This window comes from Nocardioides sp. P4_G10, assembly GCF_056401175.1.
The window spans coordinates 165,180-181,172 of the sequence record NZ_JBFUJV010000002.1 but is presented as its reverse complement, the minus strand read 5'-3'; the positions used below and the strand labels follow the sequence as shown (position 1 = coordinate 181,172).

General features: G+C 72.3%; 15 protein-coding genes. 5 read left to right on the top strand and 10 right to left on the bottom strand.

Annotated elements, in window-relative coordinates:
* Window positions 1-41 precede the first annotated feature (41 nt).
* Window positions 42-1,676, top strand: a complete 1,635-nt coding sequence (locus AC1DP1_RS04470) for a sensor histidine kinase (RefSeq protein WP_477505818.1) — start codon at window positions 42-44, stop codon at window positions 1,674-1,676.
* Complete coding sequence (locus AC1DP1_RS04465; RefSeq protein ID WP_477505817.1) at window positions 1,673-2,368, top strand: response regulator; 696 nt, start codon at window positions 1,673-1,675, stop codon at window positions 2,366-2,368. Before AC1DP1_RS04470 ends, AC1DP1_RS04465 begins: the two co-directional genes overlap by 4 nt.
* A gap of 70 nt (window positions 2,369-2,438) precedes the next feature.
* Here the strand turns inward: AC1DP1_RS04465 and AC1DP1_RS04460 are convergent, their stop codons facing one another.
* From AC1DP1_RS04460 to AC1DP1_RS04430, 7 genes are all read right to left on the bottom strand, one after another.
* A complete protein-coding gene (locus AC1DP1_RS04460; protein ID WP_457188027.1) occupies window positions 2,439-3,938 on the bottom strand; it encodes a tripartite tricarboxylate transporter permease in 1,500 nt (499 codons plus the stop codon).
* Window position 3,939: 1 nt separating this feature from the next.
* On the bottom strand, window positions 3,940-4,449 hold the full coding sequence (locus tag AC1DP1_RS04455) for a tripartite tricarboxylate transporter TctB family protein (protein WP_477505816.1): 510 nt from the start codon (window positions 4,447-4,449) through the stop codon (window positions 3,940-3,942).
* Window positions 4,446-5,438 carry a tripartite tricarboxylate transporter substrate-binding protein gene (locus AC1DP1_RS04450; RefSeq protein ID WP_477505815.1) on the bottom strand — a complete coding sequence of 331 codons (993 nt, stop codon included), beginning with the start codon at window positions 5,436-5,438 and terminating at the stop codon, window positions 4,446-4,448. The genes AC1DP1_RS04455 and AC1DP1_RS04450 overlap by 4 nt, the downstream gene beginning before the upstream one ends.
* Window positions 5,439-5,637: 199 nt before the next feature.
* The gene (locus tag AC1DP1_RS04445) at window positions 5,638-7,938 is read right to left on the bottom strand and encodes a heavy metal translocating P-type ATPase (protein ID WP_477505814.1); all 2,301 of its coding nucleotides are present in this window, start codon (window positions 7,936-7,938) and stop codon (window positions 5,638-5,640) included.
* Entirely contained in the window at window positions 7,928-8,908 is a 981-nt protein-coding gene (locus AC1DP1_RS04440; protein WP_477505813.1) for a hypothetical protein, read from the bottom strand. Before AC1DP1_RS04440 ends, AC1DP1_RS04445 begins: the two co-directional genes overlap by 11 nt.
* A gap of 84 nt (window positions 8,909-8,992) precedes the next feature.
* On the bottom strand, window positions 8,993-9,199 hold the full coding sequence (locus AC1DP1_RS04435) for a heavy-metal-associated domain-containing protein (protein WP_477505812.1): 207 nt from the start codon (window positions 9,197-9,199) through the stop codon (window positions 8,993-8,995).
* A 37-nt stretch (window positions 9,200-9,236) separates the two neighbouring features.
* On the bottom strand, window positions 9,237-9,539 hold the full coding sequence (locus AC1DP1_RS04430; RefSeq protein WP_129477404.1) for a metal-sensitive transcriptional regulator: 303 nt from the start codon (window positions 9,537-9,539) through the stop codon (window positions 9,237-9,239).
* A 188-nt stretch (window positions 9,540-9,727) separates the two neighbouring features.
* On the opposite strand from AC1DP1_RS04430, the gene AC1DP1_RS04425 reads away from it, so the two are divergent.
* A complete protein-coding gene (locus tag AC1DP1_RS04425) occupies window positions 9,728-10,354 on the top strand; it encodes a response regulator transcription factor (RefSeq protein ID WP_457188014.1) in 627 nt (208 codons plus the stop codon).
* Between the two features lie 8 nt (window positions 10,355-10,362).
* On the opposite strand, the gene AC1DP1_RS04420 is transcribed toward AC1DP1_RS04425, so the two are convergent.
* A complete protein-coding gene (locus AC1DP1_RS04420) occupies window positions 10,363-11,187 on the bottom strand; it encodes a glycerophosphodiester phosphodiesterase family protein (RefSeq protein ID WP_477505811.1) in 825 nt (274 codons plus the stop codon).
* Between the two features lie 134 nt (window positions 11,188-11,321).
* The gene (locus tag AC1DP1_RS04415) at window positions 11,322-11,708 is read right to left on the bottom strand and encodes a tetratricopeptide repeat protein (RefSeq protein WP_300048208.1); all 387 of its coding nucleotides are present in this window, start codon (window positions 11,706-11,708) and stop codon (window positions 11,322-11,324) included.
* Window positions 11,709-11,916: 208 nt separating this feature from the next.
* Here AC1DP1_RS04415 and AC1DP1_RS04410 point away from each other — a divergent pair, with 208 nt between their 5' ends.
* A complete protein-coding gene (locus tag AC1DP1_RS04410) occupies window positions 11,917-13,083 on the top strand; it encodes an LLM class flavin-dependent oxidoreductase (protein WP_477505810.1) in 1,167 nt (388 codons plus the stop codon).
* A complete protein-coding gene (locus AC1DP1_RS04405; RefSeq protein WP_300048204.1) occupies window positions 13,080-13,742 on the top strand; it encodes an FMN reductase in 663 nt (220 codons plus the stop codon). The genes AC1DP1_RS04410 and AC1DP1_RS04405 overlap by 4 nt, the downstream gene beginning before the upstream one ends.
* 26 nt (window positions 13,743-13,768) lie before the next feature.
* Here the strand turns inward: AC1DP1_RS04405 and AC1DP1_RS04400 are convergent, their stop codons facing one another.
* Entirely contained in the window at window positions 13,769-15,946 is a 2,178-nt protein-coding gene (locus tag AC1DP1_RS04400; protein ID WP_477505809.1) for an MMPL family transporter, read from the bottom strand.
* Window positions 15,947-15,993 lie beyond the last annotated feature (47 nt).

The following is a 15,993-nucleotide window of genomic DNA, read 5'->3' as shown; positions in this document are numbered from 1 at the left end:
GAGCGGGTGAGGGGCGTCACGACCGCACCTACGATGTGCCGGTGCTGACGCGACCTCGCCACGAGCAGTCCGTGGCGCGCCAGGTGCTGGTCCTGCAGCTGATCGTGGTGCTGGTCCTGGTCGTCACGGCCCTCGCCCTCGCGACCTACGACGCGCGCAACGACATCCGGGCCAGCGCCCGCGACGAGGCGGTGTCGGTCGCGAGGGCGGTGGCGCGCTCGCCGGTGGTCCGCGAGGCGATGGCGACCAGCGAACCGACCGCTCTGCTCCAGCCGTACGCCGAGGCGGTGCGCGTCGACACCGGCGTCGACTTCGTCGTGGTGATGGACCGCGACCGCACGCGGTGGTCGCACCCCAACCAGGAGCAGCTCGGCAAGACCTTCATCGGCAACCTCGGCGGGGCGCCCGACGGTGAGGTCTACACCGAGGAGTACGTCGGCACGCTGGGGCCGTCGATCCGGGCGATCGTGCCGGTCTTCGGGCCGAGCTCGGCCTCGGACACCAACACCGGCTCGCCCGTGGTGGCGCTGGTCGCGGTCGGGATCACCCTGACCCAGCTCGACGACCTGCTCGTCGACGAGTTCACCGACATCGTCGTCGCCGCGGTCGTGGTGCTCATCGTCGGGATCGTGGGGGCGTGGCTGATCGCGCAGCGGCTGCGGCGCCAGACCCACGGCATGGGCGAGCGCGAGATCACCCGGATGTACGAGTACTACAGCGCGGTCCTGCACGCCGTCCGCGAGGGACTGCTGCTCATCGACCTCGACGGCCGGGTCCAGCTCGTCAACGACGAGGCGCGCCGGCTGCTCAGCCTGCCCGGCGACGTGGTCGGTCGCTCGCTCGACGACCTCGGCCTGCCGCCGGCGCTCGTCGAGGCGGCGTCCGGCGAACGCGGTGCCGACGAGGTCTACGTGACCGGCGACCACGTCCTGGTCGCCAGCTCCAGCGCCGCCTTCTGGGACGGCAAGGAGGTCGGCGCGGTGGTCACCCTGCGCGACCACACCGAGCTGCAGGCCGTCACCGGCGAGCTCGACATCGTCCGTGGCCTCACCGAGTCGCTGCGGGCGCAGACCCACGAGGCCGCCAACCGGCTGCACACCGTGGTCTCCCTCATCGAGATCGGGCGCACCGAGGAGGCGATCGACTTCGTCACCGACGAGCTGAAGGTCGCCCAGATGCTGACCGACCGCGTCGTCGGCGCGGTCGGCGACCCGGTCGTCGCAGCGCTGCTGCTCGGCAAGTCCGCGGAGGCCGCGGAGCGCGGCATCTCGCTCACCGTCACCGGAGAGCTGCCGGCGTCGTTCGCCGTCGGCTCCCCGCGCGACCTCGTCACCGTCCTCGGCAACCTCGTCGACAACGCGATCGACGCCGTCGCCGGCGCCGCCGACCGCCGCATCGTGGTGCACCTCGAGGGCTCGCCCGGCCACGCGCGGCTCGTCGTCGGCGACAGCGGACCCGGGCTCACCCCCGAGGAGGCCGCCCACGCCCTCGAGCGCGGCTGGACGTCGAAGGCCGACGCCGGGGACGCGCACGGCGTGGGCCTTGCCCTCGTCTCGCAGGTCGCCCGGCGCCTCGGCGGCGGGGTGCGGATCGGACGGTCCGAGCTCGGCGGCGCCGAGATGGTCGTCGTACTGGGGCGGGCGCCCGAGCCGGCGAGCGCGGAGGTGCCGGAGTGAGCGTCCGGGTCCTGGTCGTCGAGGACGAGCCGCTCGTCGCAGAGGCGCACGCGGAGTACACCCGCCGCGTCGCGGGCTTCGACGTCGTCGGCGTCGCCAACTCAGCGACCGAGGCCGCCCGCATGCTCGGCGACCGCGAGGTCGACCTGGTGCTGCTCGACATGTACCTCCCCGACGGCCACGGCCTCGGCCTGCTCCGCAACCTGCGCGCCGGCGGCACCATGTGCGACGTCATCGCGGTCACCTCAGCGCGCGACGCCGAGATGGTGCGCCGCGCGGTCGCCCACGGGGTCGTGCTCTACCTGATCAAGCCGTTCACGTTCCCGATGTTCCGCGCCAAGCTCGAGCAGTACGCCGACTACCGCCGGCAGCTCGGCGACGCCCCCGAGCAGGTGATGCAGGACGAGGTCGACCGGATGCTCGGCTCGCTGCGCGTCGCCACCTCCGACGGCGCCCTCCCCAAGGGGCTCACCGCGGAGCGGCTGCACGAGGCGATGGACCACCTCCGCACGCCTCCTTGCGTGCTGTCCGCGCGGGAGCTCGGGGAGAAGCTGGAGAGCTCGCGCGTCACCGCCCGGCGCTACCTGGAGCACCTCGCCGACATCGGGGTCGTCGCCCGGTCGCTGCGCTACGGGGGCAGCGGTCGGCCGGAGGTCGAGTACCGCTGGCAGCACTCGTCTTCCAAACGGTGACGCACGAGCGGTGAGTGAGACAGGTTCCTGGCGACCAGGACCTGTCTCACTCACCGCTCGATGGACGGACCTAGTCGTCCTCGCCCTGGAAGACGACCTCACGCTTGCGGCGTACCGACGGCAGCACCGCGATCATGATGATCAGCGCGGCGAGGATCAGCAGCGACGCGGAGATCGGCCGGGTCAGGAAGACCGTCGGGTCGCCCCGGCTGATGATCATCGCGCGGCGGAGGTTCTCCTCGAGCAGCGGCCCGAGCACGAAGCCGAGCAGCAGCGGCGCGGCCTCGCAACCCCACCGGATGAGGAAGTAGCCCACGACACCCGCGGCGGCGATCGCGAACACGTCCCACGAGTTGAGGCCGAGGGAGTAGCAGCCGATCGAGGCGAAGGCGATGATCGCCGGGAACATCACCTCGTAGGGCACCGAGAGCATCTTCACCCAGATGCCGATGAGCGGCAGGTTGAGCGCCACCAGCAGCAGGTTGCCCACCCACATCGAGGCGATCAGGCCCCACACCAGCTCGGGCTCGTCGTTGATGACGTTGGGGCCCGGGGTGATGCCCTGGATGATGAAGGCGCCGACGAGCAGCGCCATCACCGGGTGCGCCGGCAGGCCGAGCGACAGCAGCGGGATGAACGACGTCTGCGCCGCGGCGTTGTTGGCCGACTCGGGCGCCGCGACCCCCTCGATGACGCCGGTGCCGAACTTCTTCGGCTCCTTCGAGAGGTTCTTCTCCACGGAGTACGACGTGAAGCTGGCCAGCACGTGCCCGCCGCCGGGCAGCACGCCGAGCACCGACCCGAGGGCCGTGCCACGGAGGACCGGGTTGCGGATGCGGCGGAAGTCGTCCTTGCTCAGCCAGAGTCCCTCCACCTTCTTCGTGACGATCGAGGACGAGTTCTTCGTCTCCAGGTTGCGGATGATCTCCGCGAGGCCGAAGAGGCCGACCGCGAGCGAGACGAAGTCCAGGCCGCCGTAGAGCTCGCGCACCCCGAAGGTGAAGCGTGGGACGCCGGTGAACTGGTCCTGGCCGATCGTGCCGAGCAGCAGGCCCAGCACGATCATCGCGAGCGCCTTGACCGCCGACCCGCTGGCGAGCGCGATGCTCGCGATGAGGCCGAGGACGACGATCGCGAAGTAGTCCGCCGGCCCGAACTTCAGCGCCAGCTGCGCCAGGGGCGGGGCGAACAGGGCGAGCACGATGGTGCCCACGGTCCCGGCGAAGAACGACCCCAGGGCCGCCGTCGCCAGGGCCGGTCCGGCCCGCCCTTGTCGGGCCATCTGGTGCCCGTCGAGCGCCGTCACCACCGATGACGACTCACCGGGCAGGTTGAGCAGGATGGCCGTCGTCGAGCCGCCGTACTGCGCGCCGTAGTAGATGCCGGCGAGCATGATCAGCGAGGCGACCGGGTCGAACTCGAAGGTGATCGGCAGCAGCAGTGCCACCGTCGCCGTGGGCCCGATGCCGGGCAGCACGCCCACCGCTGTGCCGAGCGTGACGCCCAGCAGGCAGATGAGGATGTTGGTCGGCTGGAGCGCGGTCTCGAGGCCGAGGAGGATGCCGTCCACGTCAGCCTCCCAACCAGTCGCCGAGCAGCGGCAGCCGCAGCTGCAGCAGCGCCACGAAGACGACCAGGCACAGCGCGGTGATGCCAGCGGCCGTCAGTGCTGCCTTGAGGGGGCTGGTGCCGTGCCCGGCCATCGCGGCGATGAACGTCGTCACGAACAGCGTCGGGCCGAGCCCGAGGCCGGAGACGAAGAACCCGAAGAACATGATCGCCGCCACGAGCAGCCCGCCGCGTAGCCACGGGATCGGCTCCCGCTGGACATCGCGGATCGACGGATCGCCACCACGGAAACCCATCGCGACGATGAGGACCCCGAGCACGACCAGGATGCCGCCGAGGACCAGCGGGACGTAGCCCGAGCCCATCCGCAGCGCCGAGCCGACGTCGTACCTCGAGCCGCCGATGGCGAACGCGAGGCCCAGCACGACGAACGCGGCGCCCGCGTAGAGGTCCGGCCGGAACGGCGCCGGGCGGTGCCCGGCGCCGTCCACGAGGGTGTGGTCGGTGCTCATCCGCCGGTGACTCCGGACTCCTCGATGATCGGGGTCCAGAGGTCGATCTGCTCCTGGAGCTTGGCCGTGTGGGCGTCAGGGGTGACGTCCTCGGCCGGCGCGGGGGTGGTGCCGAGGTCGGCCATGCTGTCGATGACGTTCTGGTCCTGCAGCGCCACCTCGAGGGCCGCGGTCAGCTTCTCGACGATCTCGTCGGGCGTCTCGGACGGGACGTAGAGCCCGTGCCACACGCCGACCTCGACGTCCGACCAGCCCTCCTCGGCGGTCGTCGGGAGGTCGGGCAGCGCCTCGATCGGCTCCGGCGTCGTGACGGCGTACGCCTTGATGTCGCCGGACTGGATCTGCGCGGCCGTGTTGGTGGTCTGGTCGCACATGAAGTCGACCTGGCCGCCGACGAGGTCGGTCAGCGCCGGACCGGTGCCGTCGTACGGCACCTCGGTGAGGTCGACGCCGAGCTGCTGCTCGATGAGGAGGCCGCACAGCTGGGAGGCGGCGCCCACGCCGGCGTTGGCGAGGGTGACCGTGTCGGCGTTCTCCTCGACGTAGGTCGCGAGCTCGTCGAGCGTCTCGGGCTCGAAGTCCTTCCGCGCGACGATCGTCATCGGCACGTCGGTGACCAGGCCGACGGTCTTGAAGTCCTCCAGCGGGTCGTAGGCCAGGTCGGGGTAGAGGCCCGGGGCCGTCGACATGCCGATGTGGTGGATCAGCACCTCGTAGCCGTCGGGGTCCGCGTCGGCGACCTGACCGGCCGCGACGGTGCCGCCCGCACCCTCGACGTTCTGCACGACGATCTCCGCGCCGAGCTCCTCGGACATCGGCTCGGCGATGAGGCGGGTGACGGTGTCGGTCGGCCCACCGGCCGCGAACGGCACCACCAGGGTGATGTCGTCGTCGGGGAAGGTGGCCGGGTCGGCCTCGCCGCCACCGCACGCAGCGAGCGTGAACATCGACAGGCAGGCGAGGGTGGCCAGGGGGATGCGCCGGTGCATGGGTGCTCCTAGTTCGGGGAGTGTGTCGCCGGTCACACTCCCCACCCGCGGGCCGCGGGTCACCGTTGTGCACCTTGTGTTCACGGGTGTCGTCGTACGACGCGCGGGCGGGCGGTGCGTGAGCCACCTTCGCGCCTGCCGGAAGGTGGCTGGGGCACCGCTCGGCGGCCGGTCAGGGGTCGCCCGTGCCCTAGATACCTCAGGCGACGGAGGAGCGGAACCCCCGCAGCCGGAGGCTGTTGGTCACGACGAAGACGCTGGAGAACGCCATCGCGGCGCCGGCGAGCATCGGGTTGAGGAGGCCGGCGGCGGCGAGGGGGAGCGCGGCGACGTTGTAGGCGAAGGCCCAGAAGAGGTTGCCCTTGATCGTGCCGAGGGTGCGGCGGGAGAGCCGGATGGCGTCCACCGCGACGAGCAGGTCGCCGCGCACGAGGGTCAGGTCGCCGGCCTCGATGGCCACGTCGGTGCCGGTGCCCATCGACAGCCCGAGGTCGGCCTGGGCGAGGGCCGCGGCGTCGTTCACCCCGTCGCCCACCATCGCGACGACCTTGCCGGCGGCCTGGAGCCGCTGGACCTCGGCGACCTTGTCAGCCGGCAGTACGTCGGCCACGACGGTCTCGATGCCGACCTGGTCGGCGACCTGGCGGGCGGCGGCCTCGTTGTCGCCGGTGAGCAGGATCGGGGTCAGGCCGAGGTCGCGCAGCGCGGCGACGGCCTGCGCGGACGTGGGCTTCACGGTGTCGCCGACGACGATGACGCCCCGCGCGCGGCCGTCCCAGCCGACGGCGACGGCGGTGCGGCCCTCGCCCTGCGCCCGCCGGACGGCGGCGTCGAGCGACGGCGGGAGGTGCTGCGCCCAGTCTGCGAGCAGGCTCGGCCGGCCGACGACGACGGCGTGGCCCTCGACGACGCCCTCGACACCCAGCCCCTCGCGGCTGGCGAAGTCCTCGACCACAGGTAGCTGAGGACGTGGTGGACGGATCCCGGGCTCGTTCGCGTACGCCGCGTCCTCAGACACGCCGGCGGCGGCGATCGCCCGGCCGATCGGGTGCTCGGACGCCGACTCGAGCGCCGCCGCGAGGCGTCGTACGTCGTCGACGGACTCGCCCTCGGCGACCACCACGTCGTGGACGGTCATCTCGCCGGTGGTCACGGTGCCGGTCTTGTCGAGCACGATCGTGTCCACGCGCCGGGTCGACTCGAGGACCTCGGGACCCTTGATGAGGATGCCGAGCTGGGCGCCGCGGCCGGTGCCGACCATCAGCGCGGTCGGCGTGGCAAGGCCGAGGGCACAGGGGCACGCGATGATCAGGACGGCGACCGCGGCGGTGAAGGCTGCCGTGGCGCCCGCCCCGGCGCCGAGCCAGAAGCCCAGCGTCGCGACGGACAGGCCGATGACGATCGGCACGAAGACGCCGGACACGCGGTCGGCGAGGCGTTGCACCTCGGCCTTGCCGTTCTGCGCGTCCTCGACCAGCCGAGCCATCTGCGCGAGCTGGGTGTCGGCGCCGACGCGGGTGGCGCGGACGACGAGCCGGCCACCGGCGTTGACCGTGGCGCCGACGACGGCATCGCCGGGCTTGACCTCCACCGGGACCGACTCACCGGTGAGCATCGAGGCGTCGACGGCAGAGCTGCCCTCGACGACCTCGCCGTCGGTGGCGACCTTCTCGCCGGGGCGTACGACGAACAGGTCGCCCACCGCGAGCTGGTCGACCGGGATCCGGGTCTCGCTCCGCCCACCAGAGGCGTCGTCGCGCAGCACCGCCACGTCGCGGACGCCGAGCTCGAGCAGCGCCCGGAGCGCCGCGCCCGCGCGCCGCTTGGAGCGGTGCTCCAGCCAGCGTCCGGCGAGGAGGAACGTCGTCACCCCGGCCGCGGCCTCGAGGTAGATGTTGCCCGCGCCGTCGGTGCGGTCGATCGAGATCTGGAACGGGTGCGTCATGCCCGGTTCGCCGGCGGTGCCGAGGAAGAGCGCCCACAGCGACCAGCCGAACGCGGCCAGCACGCCGACCGACACCAGCGTGTCCATCGTCGTCGCGCCGTGGCGCAGGTTGGTCCACGCCGCGCGGTGGAAGGGCCACGCGCCCCACACGACGACGGGCGCGGCCAGGGCCAGCGAGGCCCACTGCCAGTAGGTGAACTGCCAGGCCGGGACCATCGCCATCGCGACGACGGGGATGCTGAGGGCGGTGCTGACGAGCAGTCGCTGCAGCAGCGGGTCGCGCTCCGGTTCGGCCGCGGTGACCTCGTCGGGCGGAGTCGGCAGCGCGGCGGCGTAGCCCGCGGCCTCGACGGTCCGGAGCAGGTCGTCGGTCGAGACGGTGACGGGGAAGGAGACCTTCGCCTTCTCGGTGGCGTAGTTGACGGTGGCCGAGACGCCGTCGAGCTTGTTGAGCTTGCGCTCGATGCGGTTGGCGCAGGACGCGCACGTCATGCCGGTGATCGCCAGCTCGACGTCGCTCAGCGGCTGGGCCTCAGCGCTCGACTCAGTGGTCATGGTCGCCTCCCTCCGCATGCCCGGAGCCGTCGCCGGAGTTGTCCTCGGAGCCGTCGGCGGAGTCGGCCGCCGGAGCCCCGCCCGACTCGACCGTGAACGCCGCGGTGTGCACCTGCCTGCGGTGCTGGAAGTCCAGGAACAGGCGGTACGTCCCCGGCTCGGGGAACGCCGTCGCGAAGTCGATGCCCGGGCCGGCCGGACCCTCCTCGGGGTGGACGTGGAGGTAGCCCAGGTCGCCGGCGCGCATCGCGACGAGGTGGCCGTAGGCGCCGAGGTAGGGCTCGAGATCGGTGACCGGCTCGCCGTCGAGCTCGATGCGCGTCGTGAGGACGGTCGACGCCCCCGGCGCGGTGTCACCCGCCAGGGTCACGGTGTAGGTGCCCGCGTCGGTCTCGACCTCTGCGATCCGGTCGTCGGCCGGCAGGGCGGCGGGCGTGAAGTCTCCGGCGACCGACACGTCGTCGGCCAGCGTGATGCCCTCCCAGCCCGCGGGCACGAGGTCGGCCACGACCCGCCACACGCCGGGCGTGAGCCGCACGTCCACCGACCAGGTGCCGGTGCTGCGGTCGAGCCGCGGGTGCACGTGCTGGAAGCCGGTCAGGTCGCGGCGTACGACGATGAGGTGCAGGTCCTTCTCGTGCTCGCGCGTGTAGTCGAGCAGGGGGCGCCCGCTGGAGGTGAGCACCTGGAAGTCGAGGCGGGTGCGCCCGGCGGCCGGCGTACGGTCGGCGAGCGCGAGCGTGAAGCCGTCGGCGCGGGCGGTGAGCCCGGTCGCCTCGGCGACGGCGGAGGAGTGGTCGTCGTGCGACCCGGCCTCGTCGTCGTGCGAGGCGTCGGCACCGTGGGCGGCGCCCTCGTGCGCGACGGGTTCGGTGTCGAGCGGGCCGACGAGCCGGCCCCCGCCCCATGCCAGCGCGAACGCGACGGCCAGGGCCGACACGAACGCGAGGACACGCAGCGGCGTGCTCATGGTCAGGCTCCTTCGGGCTGGGGTTTCAAGAACTCGACTCGGCGCCCTGTCGGCTCGCTGGCGCTCGCTGACAGGTCACCGCTCTCAGGCGACGGCGTAGCCGGCCTCCTCGACGGCGGCGCGGACGGCCGAGTCGTCGAGGGGGGTCGCGCTGGTGACGGTGACGGCTCCGGTCTTGACGACGACGGCGACGTCCTCGACGCCCGCGATCTCGGAGATCTCCTCGGTGACCGACGCGGCGCAGTGGCCGCAGGTCATCCCGGTGACGGTGTAGGTGGTGGTCTGGCTCATGGGGTGCTCCTGCAAACGTGGGAAGGGGGGCGCGGGGTCAGGACTTCACGAGGCGGGCGATGGCCTCGGAGGCCTCCTTGAGCTTCTGCTCCTGCTCGGCCCCGCCCTGCCGGGCGGCGTCGACGAGGCAGTGCGCCATGTGGTCGTCGAGCAGGCTGAGCGCGAGCGCCTGGAGCGCCTTCGTCGCCGCGGACACCTGGGTGAGGATGTCGATGCAGTACTTCTCCTCCTCGACCATCCGCTGGATCCCGCGGACCTGCCCCTCGATCCGGCGGAGGCGCTTGAGGTGCGCCTGGACGGCTTCGTCGTTGCCCTCGAGGTGGCCGTGCTGCTCGCTCATGGATCCAAGATACCCCTAGGGGGTATCAGGATCAAGGCCAGGCTCACCCGAGGGGGTGAAAATGGTCGTGCTGGCACCACTGATGTGAATGCCGGGCACCCCCCCGGGTTACTGTCCCCAGTGACGGTCGGGGGGTCGTCGGGAGATGGAGGTTCCGTCTCTCCGAGGCGATCCCTAGGACCCACCAGATGATGAGCATGGACATCCGTGTCGCGCTGCTCGGCGGCGACGAGCTCGTGAGGCGAGGCCTCGACAGCATGCTGAAGACGCTCGGCGGCTTCGAGCTCGGGACGATCAAGGACCGCTCTCGCCTGCCGGTCGACATCGCGCTGGTCGAGACCTTCGGGACGGCGCGCAGTGACACCACGCTGCAGCGCGCGGTCACCGACCCGCACATCCGCCGGGTCGCGGTCTACACGTGGAACCACCAGCCCGGACTGGCCCACGAGCCGCTCGGCAACGGCGTCACCGGCTACCTCGCCAAGAGCCTCAACGCCCAGCAGCTCGGTCGTGCCCTGCGCGCGATCCACCTCGGCGAGACCGTCGTCGCCCCGCTCCTGCCGGTGCTGCCGACCAAGGACCTGCGCTCGACCACCCAGATCGACTTCCTCACCGCCCGTGAGCGCGAGACCCTCGCCCACATCGCCACCGGCAAGAGCAACGACGACATCGCGCGACAGATGCAGATCTCGCTGAACTCCGTGAAGTCCTACATCCGCAGCGCCTACCGCAAGACCGGCGTGCAGAGCCGCAGCCAGGCGGTGCTCTGGGCCGTCTCGCACGGCCTGGCGGCGGAGGCCCTCGAGCGCGTCTGACCCCCGGGCTACCCGGCGCTCGCAGGCGCCGGCGCCGGTGTCGCGGGACGTACGCCGGACGCGCGCGGCCATTCGCCGCGGCTGATCAGCACCTCGCGCAGCAGGTCGGGGCGGTCGGTGATGATGCCGTCCACGCCCATGTCGAGGAGCACGCGCATCGCGGCGGGGTCGTCGACGGTCCACACGACCACCCGGATGCCGAGCTCGTGGGCGCGCCGGATCACCCGCTCGGAGTGCACGGGGAGCCGGCCGAGCCGGATCGGCACGTGCGCGAACGCACCACCCGCGAGCACGTCGGTCCGCAGCCCCGGAGGGCGTACGCCGCCGCGCGAGCAGGCGATGAGTGTGGTCAGCGAGCGCCAGCCGAGTGCCGTCGTCACGCCCGGCGCCTCGTCGCGGAGACGGTCCAGCCAGCGGGACCACGCCCCCGCCACGAGGACCCGCTCCGCCCAGCCGGGGTTGGCCTGCAGCAGCCGCGCCATCGCCCCGATCGACGCCTCGTCCTTGAGGTCGATCGCGAACCTCGCGTCCGGGAAGGACGCCATCGCCTCGACCAGCGTCGGGATCCGGTCGGTGCCCCCGACGCGGAGGCGGCGCAGGTCGGCCAGGTCCAGGTCCGCGACGCGCCCGGGATGGCCGGTGACCCGGCGCAGCGCGGGGTCGTGGAAGCACACGACGTGTCCGTCGCGGGTCGTGCGGACGTCGGTCTCGAGGTGGGTCAGGCCGAGCGCGGTGGCCCGGCCGAAGGCAGCGAGCGTGTTCTCGGGGGCGAGCCCCATGCCACCCCGGTGGGCGATGGCGAGCGGTCCGGTGTGGTCGCCGTAGCTGGTCACGTGCCCAGCATGTGCCGGTCGGCGGACCCTGTCGCGCCGGGAGGAGGGCTCCGGGCGAGTGTTCACCGAGGCTTCGCACGCGCGCCCGGAGGGCGTCGTACGACGTCCCCCGAACGCTCACGCCGTGGGTCGGATCAGGTGCGGTAGCCGCCGAGCAGCTCGGCCAGGCGCAGGTGCGGCTGCGCCTCGTCCTTGAGCCCCTTGCGCTCGAGGGCGCGCCCCACCAGCAGGTGGGCGTAGGGCTCGTTGGGGTCGTGCTCGAGCAGCTCGGTCGCGACCCGGATCGTGCCGTCGAGCTGGGCCGAGTGGAACAGCGAGCGCGCCAGGAGCAGGCGTACGTCGGTGAGCTCGTGCCCCACGTCGCCGGGGTCGTCGAGCAGCTCGGCCAGCAGGACCGCCGCCTCGCGGTAGCCGCGCTCCGCGAAGAGCGCCTGGGCCCGCAGCCAGCGGTCGTGGGTGGTGTCCTCGAGCAGCCCCGCGTGTCCGCGCAGCAGGTCCTCGAAGGGGGTGAAGTCGGTCATCGTCGCTCCTCTCGCAGAGCAGTTCCGCCGGGTGTCGGGAGGACAGGTCGACGGCGGGATCCATCCGAGCGTGCGCCCGGATGCCGGTCCAACGCAGCAGGTGCCCCGGCGATTCCACGGCCGATCGCGAGGAATACTGGGCGCGGCAGTCCCGTTGGAGGTGGTACAAACTTCAACCACCGGTTGGAACCAATCGCAGGAGGACCTCATGCAGTTCGGCATCTTCAGCGTCGGTGACGTCACGACGGACCCGACCGACGGACGCACCCCGTCCGAGGCCGAGCGCATCTCGGCGATGACGCAGTACGCCCTCAAGGCGGAGGAGGTCGGCCTCGACGTCTTCGCGACCGGCGAGCACCACAACCCGCCGTTCGTCGTGTCGTCCCCGACCACGCACCTCGGCTTCATCGCGGCGCAGACCGAGAAGCTGCTGCTCTCCACGAGCACCACGCTGATCACCACCAACGACCCGGTGAAGATCGCCGAGGACTACGCGTTCCTCCAGCACCTCTCCGGCGGTCGCGTCGACCTGATGATGGGCCGCGGCAACACCGGCCCGGTCTACCCGTGGTTCGGCAAGGACATCCGCGACGGCATCAAGCTCGCGGTCGAGAACTACCACCTGCTGCGCAAGCTCTGGCGCGAGCCGGTCGTGAACTGGCAGGGCCAGTTCCGCACGCCGCTGCAGGGCTACACCTCGACGCCCGCGCCGCTCGACGGCACGCCGCCGTTCGTGTGGCACGGGTCGATCCGCAGCACCGAGATCGCCGAGCAGGCGGCCTACTACGGTGACGGCTTCTTCCACAACCACATCTTCTGGAACAAGGAGCACACCGAGCAGATGGTGAAGCTCTACCGCCGCCGCTTCGAGCACTACGGCCACGGCGCCGCCGACCAGGCCTACGTCGGCCTGGGTGGCCAGGCGTTCATGGCCTCCACCGAGGCCGAGGCCAAGCGCGTCTTCCGGCCCTACTTCGACAACGCCCCGGTCTACGGCCACGGCCCGTCGATGGAGGACTTCACCGAGATGACCCCGCTGACCGTCGGCACGCCCGAGCAGGTCATCGAGCGCACCCTGGGCTTCGCCGACTACGTGGGCGACTACCAGCGCCAGCTGTTCCTCATGGACCACGCCGGCCTGCCCACCTCGCTGGCGCTCGAGCAGATCGAGATGCTCGGCACCGAGGTCGTGCCGGTGCTGCGCACGGAGTTCGAGCGCCGTCGCCCGGCCCACGTGCCCAGCGACCCGCCCACCCACGCGTCCCTCGTCGCGGCCGGTCCCGATGCCCCGCACCACCTCGTCGAGCCCGCCCGGGCCCGCGCCGAGGAGCTCGCGCAGCAGGCCGAGGCCGTGTCTGTCGAGGCGCAAGGATGAGCCGACGCATCGTCGTGGTGACGGCGGGACTGACCGTCCCGTCGTCCACCCGGCTCCTGGCCGACCAGCTCGCCGAGGCGACGACCGCGCAGGTCACCGCCCGTGGCGAGTCGGCGGACATCGAGTTCATCGAGCTGCGCGAGGTCGCCGGTGAGCTGGCGACCTTCATGGTCACCGGCGGCATCCCGACGCCGCGGCTGACCGAGCTGCGCGAGCAGGTCGCCGCGGCCGACGGGATGATCGTCGTGACGCCGGTCTTCAACGGCAGCTACAGCGGGCTGTTCAAGATGTTCTTCGACGCCCTCGACAAGGACTCGCTGGCCGGTACGCCGGTGCTGATCGCCGCGGCCGCCGGGAGTGCCCGGCACTCGCTGGTGCTCGACCACGCGCTGCGGCCGCTGTTCGCCTACCTCCGCGCGGTCGTCGTACCCACCGGGATCTTCGCCGCGACCGAGGACTTCGGCAGCCACGGCCTCTCCGACCGGATCACCCGCGCCGCCGCCGAGCTCGCCGCGCTGGTGCTCAGCCAGGGCGGCTACGGCGTCGGTGGGTTCGCCCCCGACCTCGCGGCGCGCCCGCGGCGTACGTCCGGCACGCAGGTCGCGGCCGACGTGACGCCGTTCGGCGACCTGCTCCGCGGGCACGCCGGCGAGGCCTGAGCCCCGCCGACGCACCCCGCTCGGTCTCAGCGCGCCGACGCGAGCTCCGGCTCGAGACCGGCGCCACGGGCGTCGTCCTCGCCGACGACCTCGCCGAGGGGCGCTGCCGGGCGGCGCGGCCACCACACCCGCTCGCCCAGCAGCACGAGCGCGGCCGGCAGCATCACCAGCCGGATCAGGGTGGCGTCGACGAGGATCGCGGTCGCCAGGGCGACGCCCATCATCTTCATCTCGAGCATGCTCAGGGTCGCGAAGATGGCGAAGACCGACACCATCACCGCAGCGGCGCTGGTCACGACGGACGCGCTGTCGCGGATGCCCTGCTCGACGGCGAGGCGGGTCGGGAGGCCGCGCCCGACCAGCTCGCGGATCCGACTCATCACGAACACGTGGTAGTCCATCGACAGCCCGACCAGCACCACGAGCACGAACAGCGGGATCCAGTCGATGACGAAGCCCGGGCTGGTGAAGTCGAGCAGGCCCTCGAGCCAGCCGTGCTGGAACACCAGTGTGAGCACGCCGAAGGCGACGCCGACCGAGACCAGGTTGAGGAAGGTGGACAGCAGCGCGACCGGCACGCTGCGGAACGCCGTCCCCATCATCACCAGGGTCAGCAGGAGCACGAACCCGATCACCCCCGGCATCCACGCTCGCAGGCGGTCGTCGAAGTCGAGGTTGGACGCGGCGGCCCCGCCCACCGCCCACTCGGCGCCCGAGCCGGCGAACGCCGCCGGGGCGAGGTCGTCGCGCAGGTCGTTGATCGCCGCGGCGCTGCGGTCGTCGGACTCCGGCCAGGGCAGCGACATGGTCAGGGTGGACGTGGCGCCGTCCGCGGCGTCGACGAGACCGTCGGGCACAGCCTCGAAGTCGCCACGTCCGGCAGTGGACTCCAGCGTGGCGAGCGCGGTGCGGGCGTCGTCGCCGCGGGCGACGACGGTGACGGTCGTGCCCTCGCTGGGGAACTCCTCGGCCACCGCGCGAAGGGTGTCGGCGGCCGGGATGCCGCGGGGCAGTGTCTCGAGGCTCGAGGCGTGCATCGTCATGCCGAGTGCCGGGACGGCGAGGACGCCGACGACCGCGACGGACGCGGCCAGCGCGGCCGCCGGGTGGCGTACGACCGGGGCGAGGACGCGGCGGCTGATCCCGCCGGCGCCGATGCGCCGGTTGAGCCGCCAGAGCAGCGGCACCCGCGGCCGGTCGACCCAGCGGCCGAGCGCGACCAGCAGCGCGGGGAGCACCGTGATCGACCCGACGACCGCCACCGCGACCACGACGATCGCGCCGAGCGCGAGGGAGTCGAAGGTGACGACGTCGACCAGGAAGAGGCCCGCCATGGACGCTGCCACCGCGAGACCGGAGACCACGATCGAGTGGCCCGAGGTCTGGGCGGCGATCTCGACGGCGTCGAGGGTGGTGCGGCCGCGGGCGCGTTCCTCGCGCTCGCGCTTGAGGTAGAACAGCGAGTAGTCGACGCCGACGGCCATCCCGATCAGCACGATCATCGAGTTCACCGTGGGCTCGGCGGGCACGAAGTGGGACGCGGCCGCGGCGATGCCCATGGTCGCCGCCACGCTGCCGAGCGCCAGGAGGACCGGGATGCCGGCCGCGATGAGCGCACCGAAGGCCAGCAGCATGAGCAGGAGGGTCACCGGCAGGCTGATCCCCTCCGCGGAGGACAGATCGTCGGCGACCTGGTCGTTGATGTCCCGGTCCGTGGTGAGGTCACCCGCCTGCCGGACCGTGAGGTCCGGGTGGTCCGCGGCGACGGTGGCGGTCACGGCCTCCAGTGGTGCGGGGTCCTCCACGCCCTCGTCCAGCGACACCGCGACCAGCATCGCGGTCCGGGCGTCGTTCCACACCGGGGCGTCGACCTCGGCGACGCCGTCGGCGTCGGCCATCCCGGCGGCGACCTCCTTCGCCGCGCGAGGCAGCTCGGCCCGGCCGGCCCGGTCTCCCGCGTCGCTCTGGAGCAGCACCACCTCGCCCGGCGGCGCCGACAGGCCCGCCTGCTCGGCCATCGCGTCGGCCCGACCGGACTGCCCGATGCGGTAGTCGGCCTCCTCCGCCTGCTGGGTGGGGACGAGGACAGCCAGGCTCGTGGCAGCCACCACGAGGACCAGCCAGGTGAGGATCGCGCGCCACGGGTGCTCGGCGCTCCAGCGCGCGGCCCGCTGCGGGATCCGGGTGATCAGGTCGGCGGCCATGGCCGTGCTCCGTTCGGTGGGTGGTGGGGTCGTCCTCCAACCTCGCG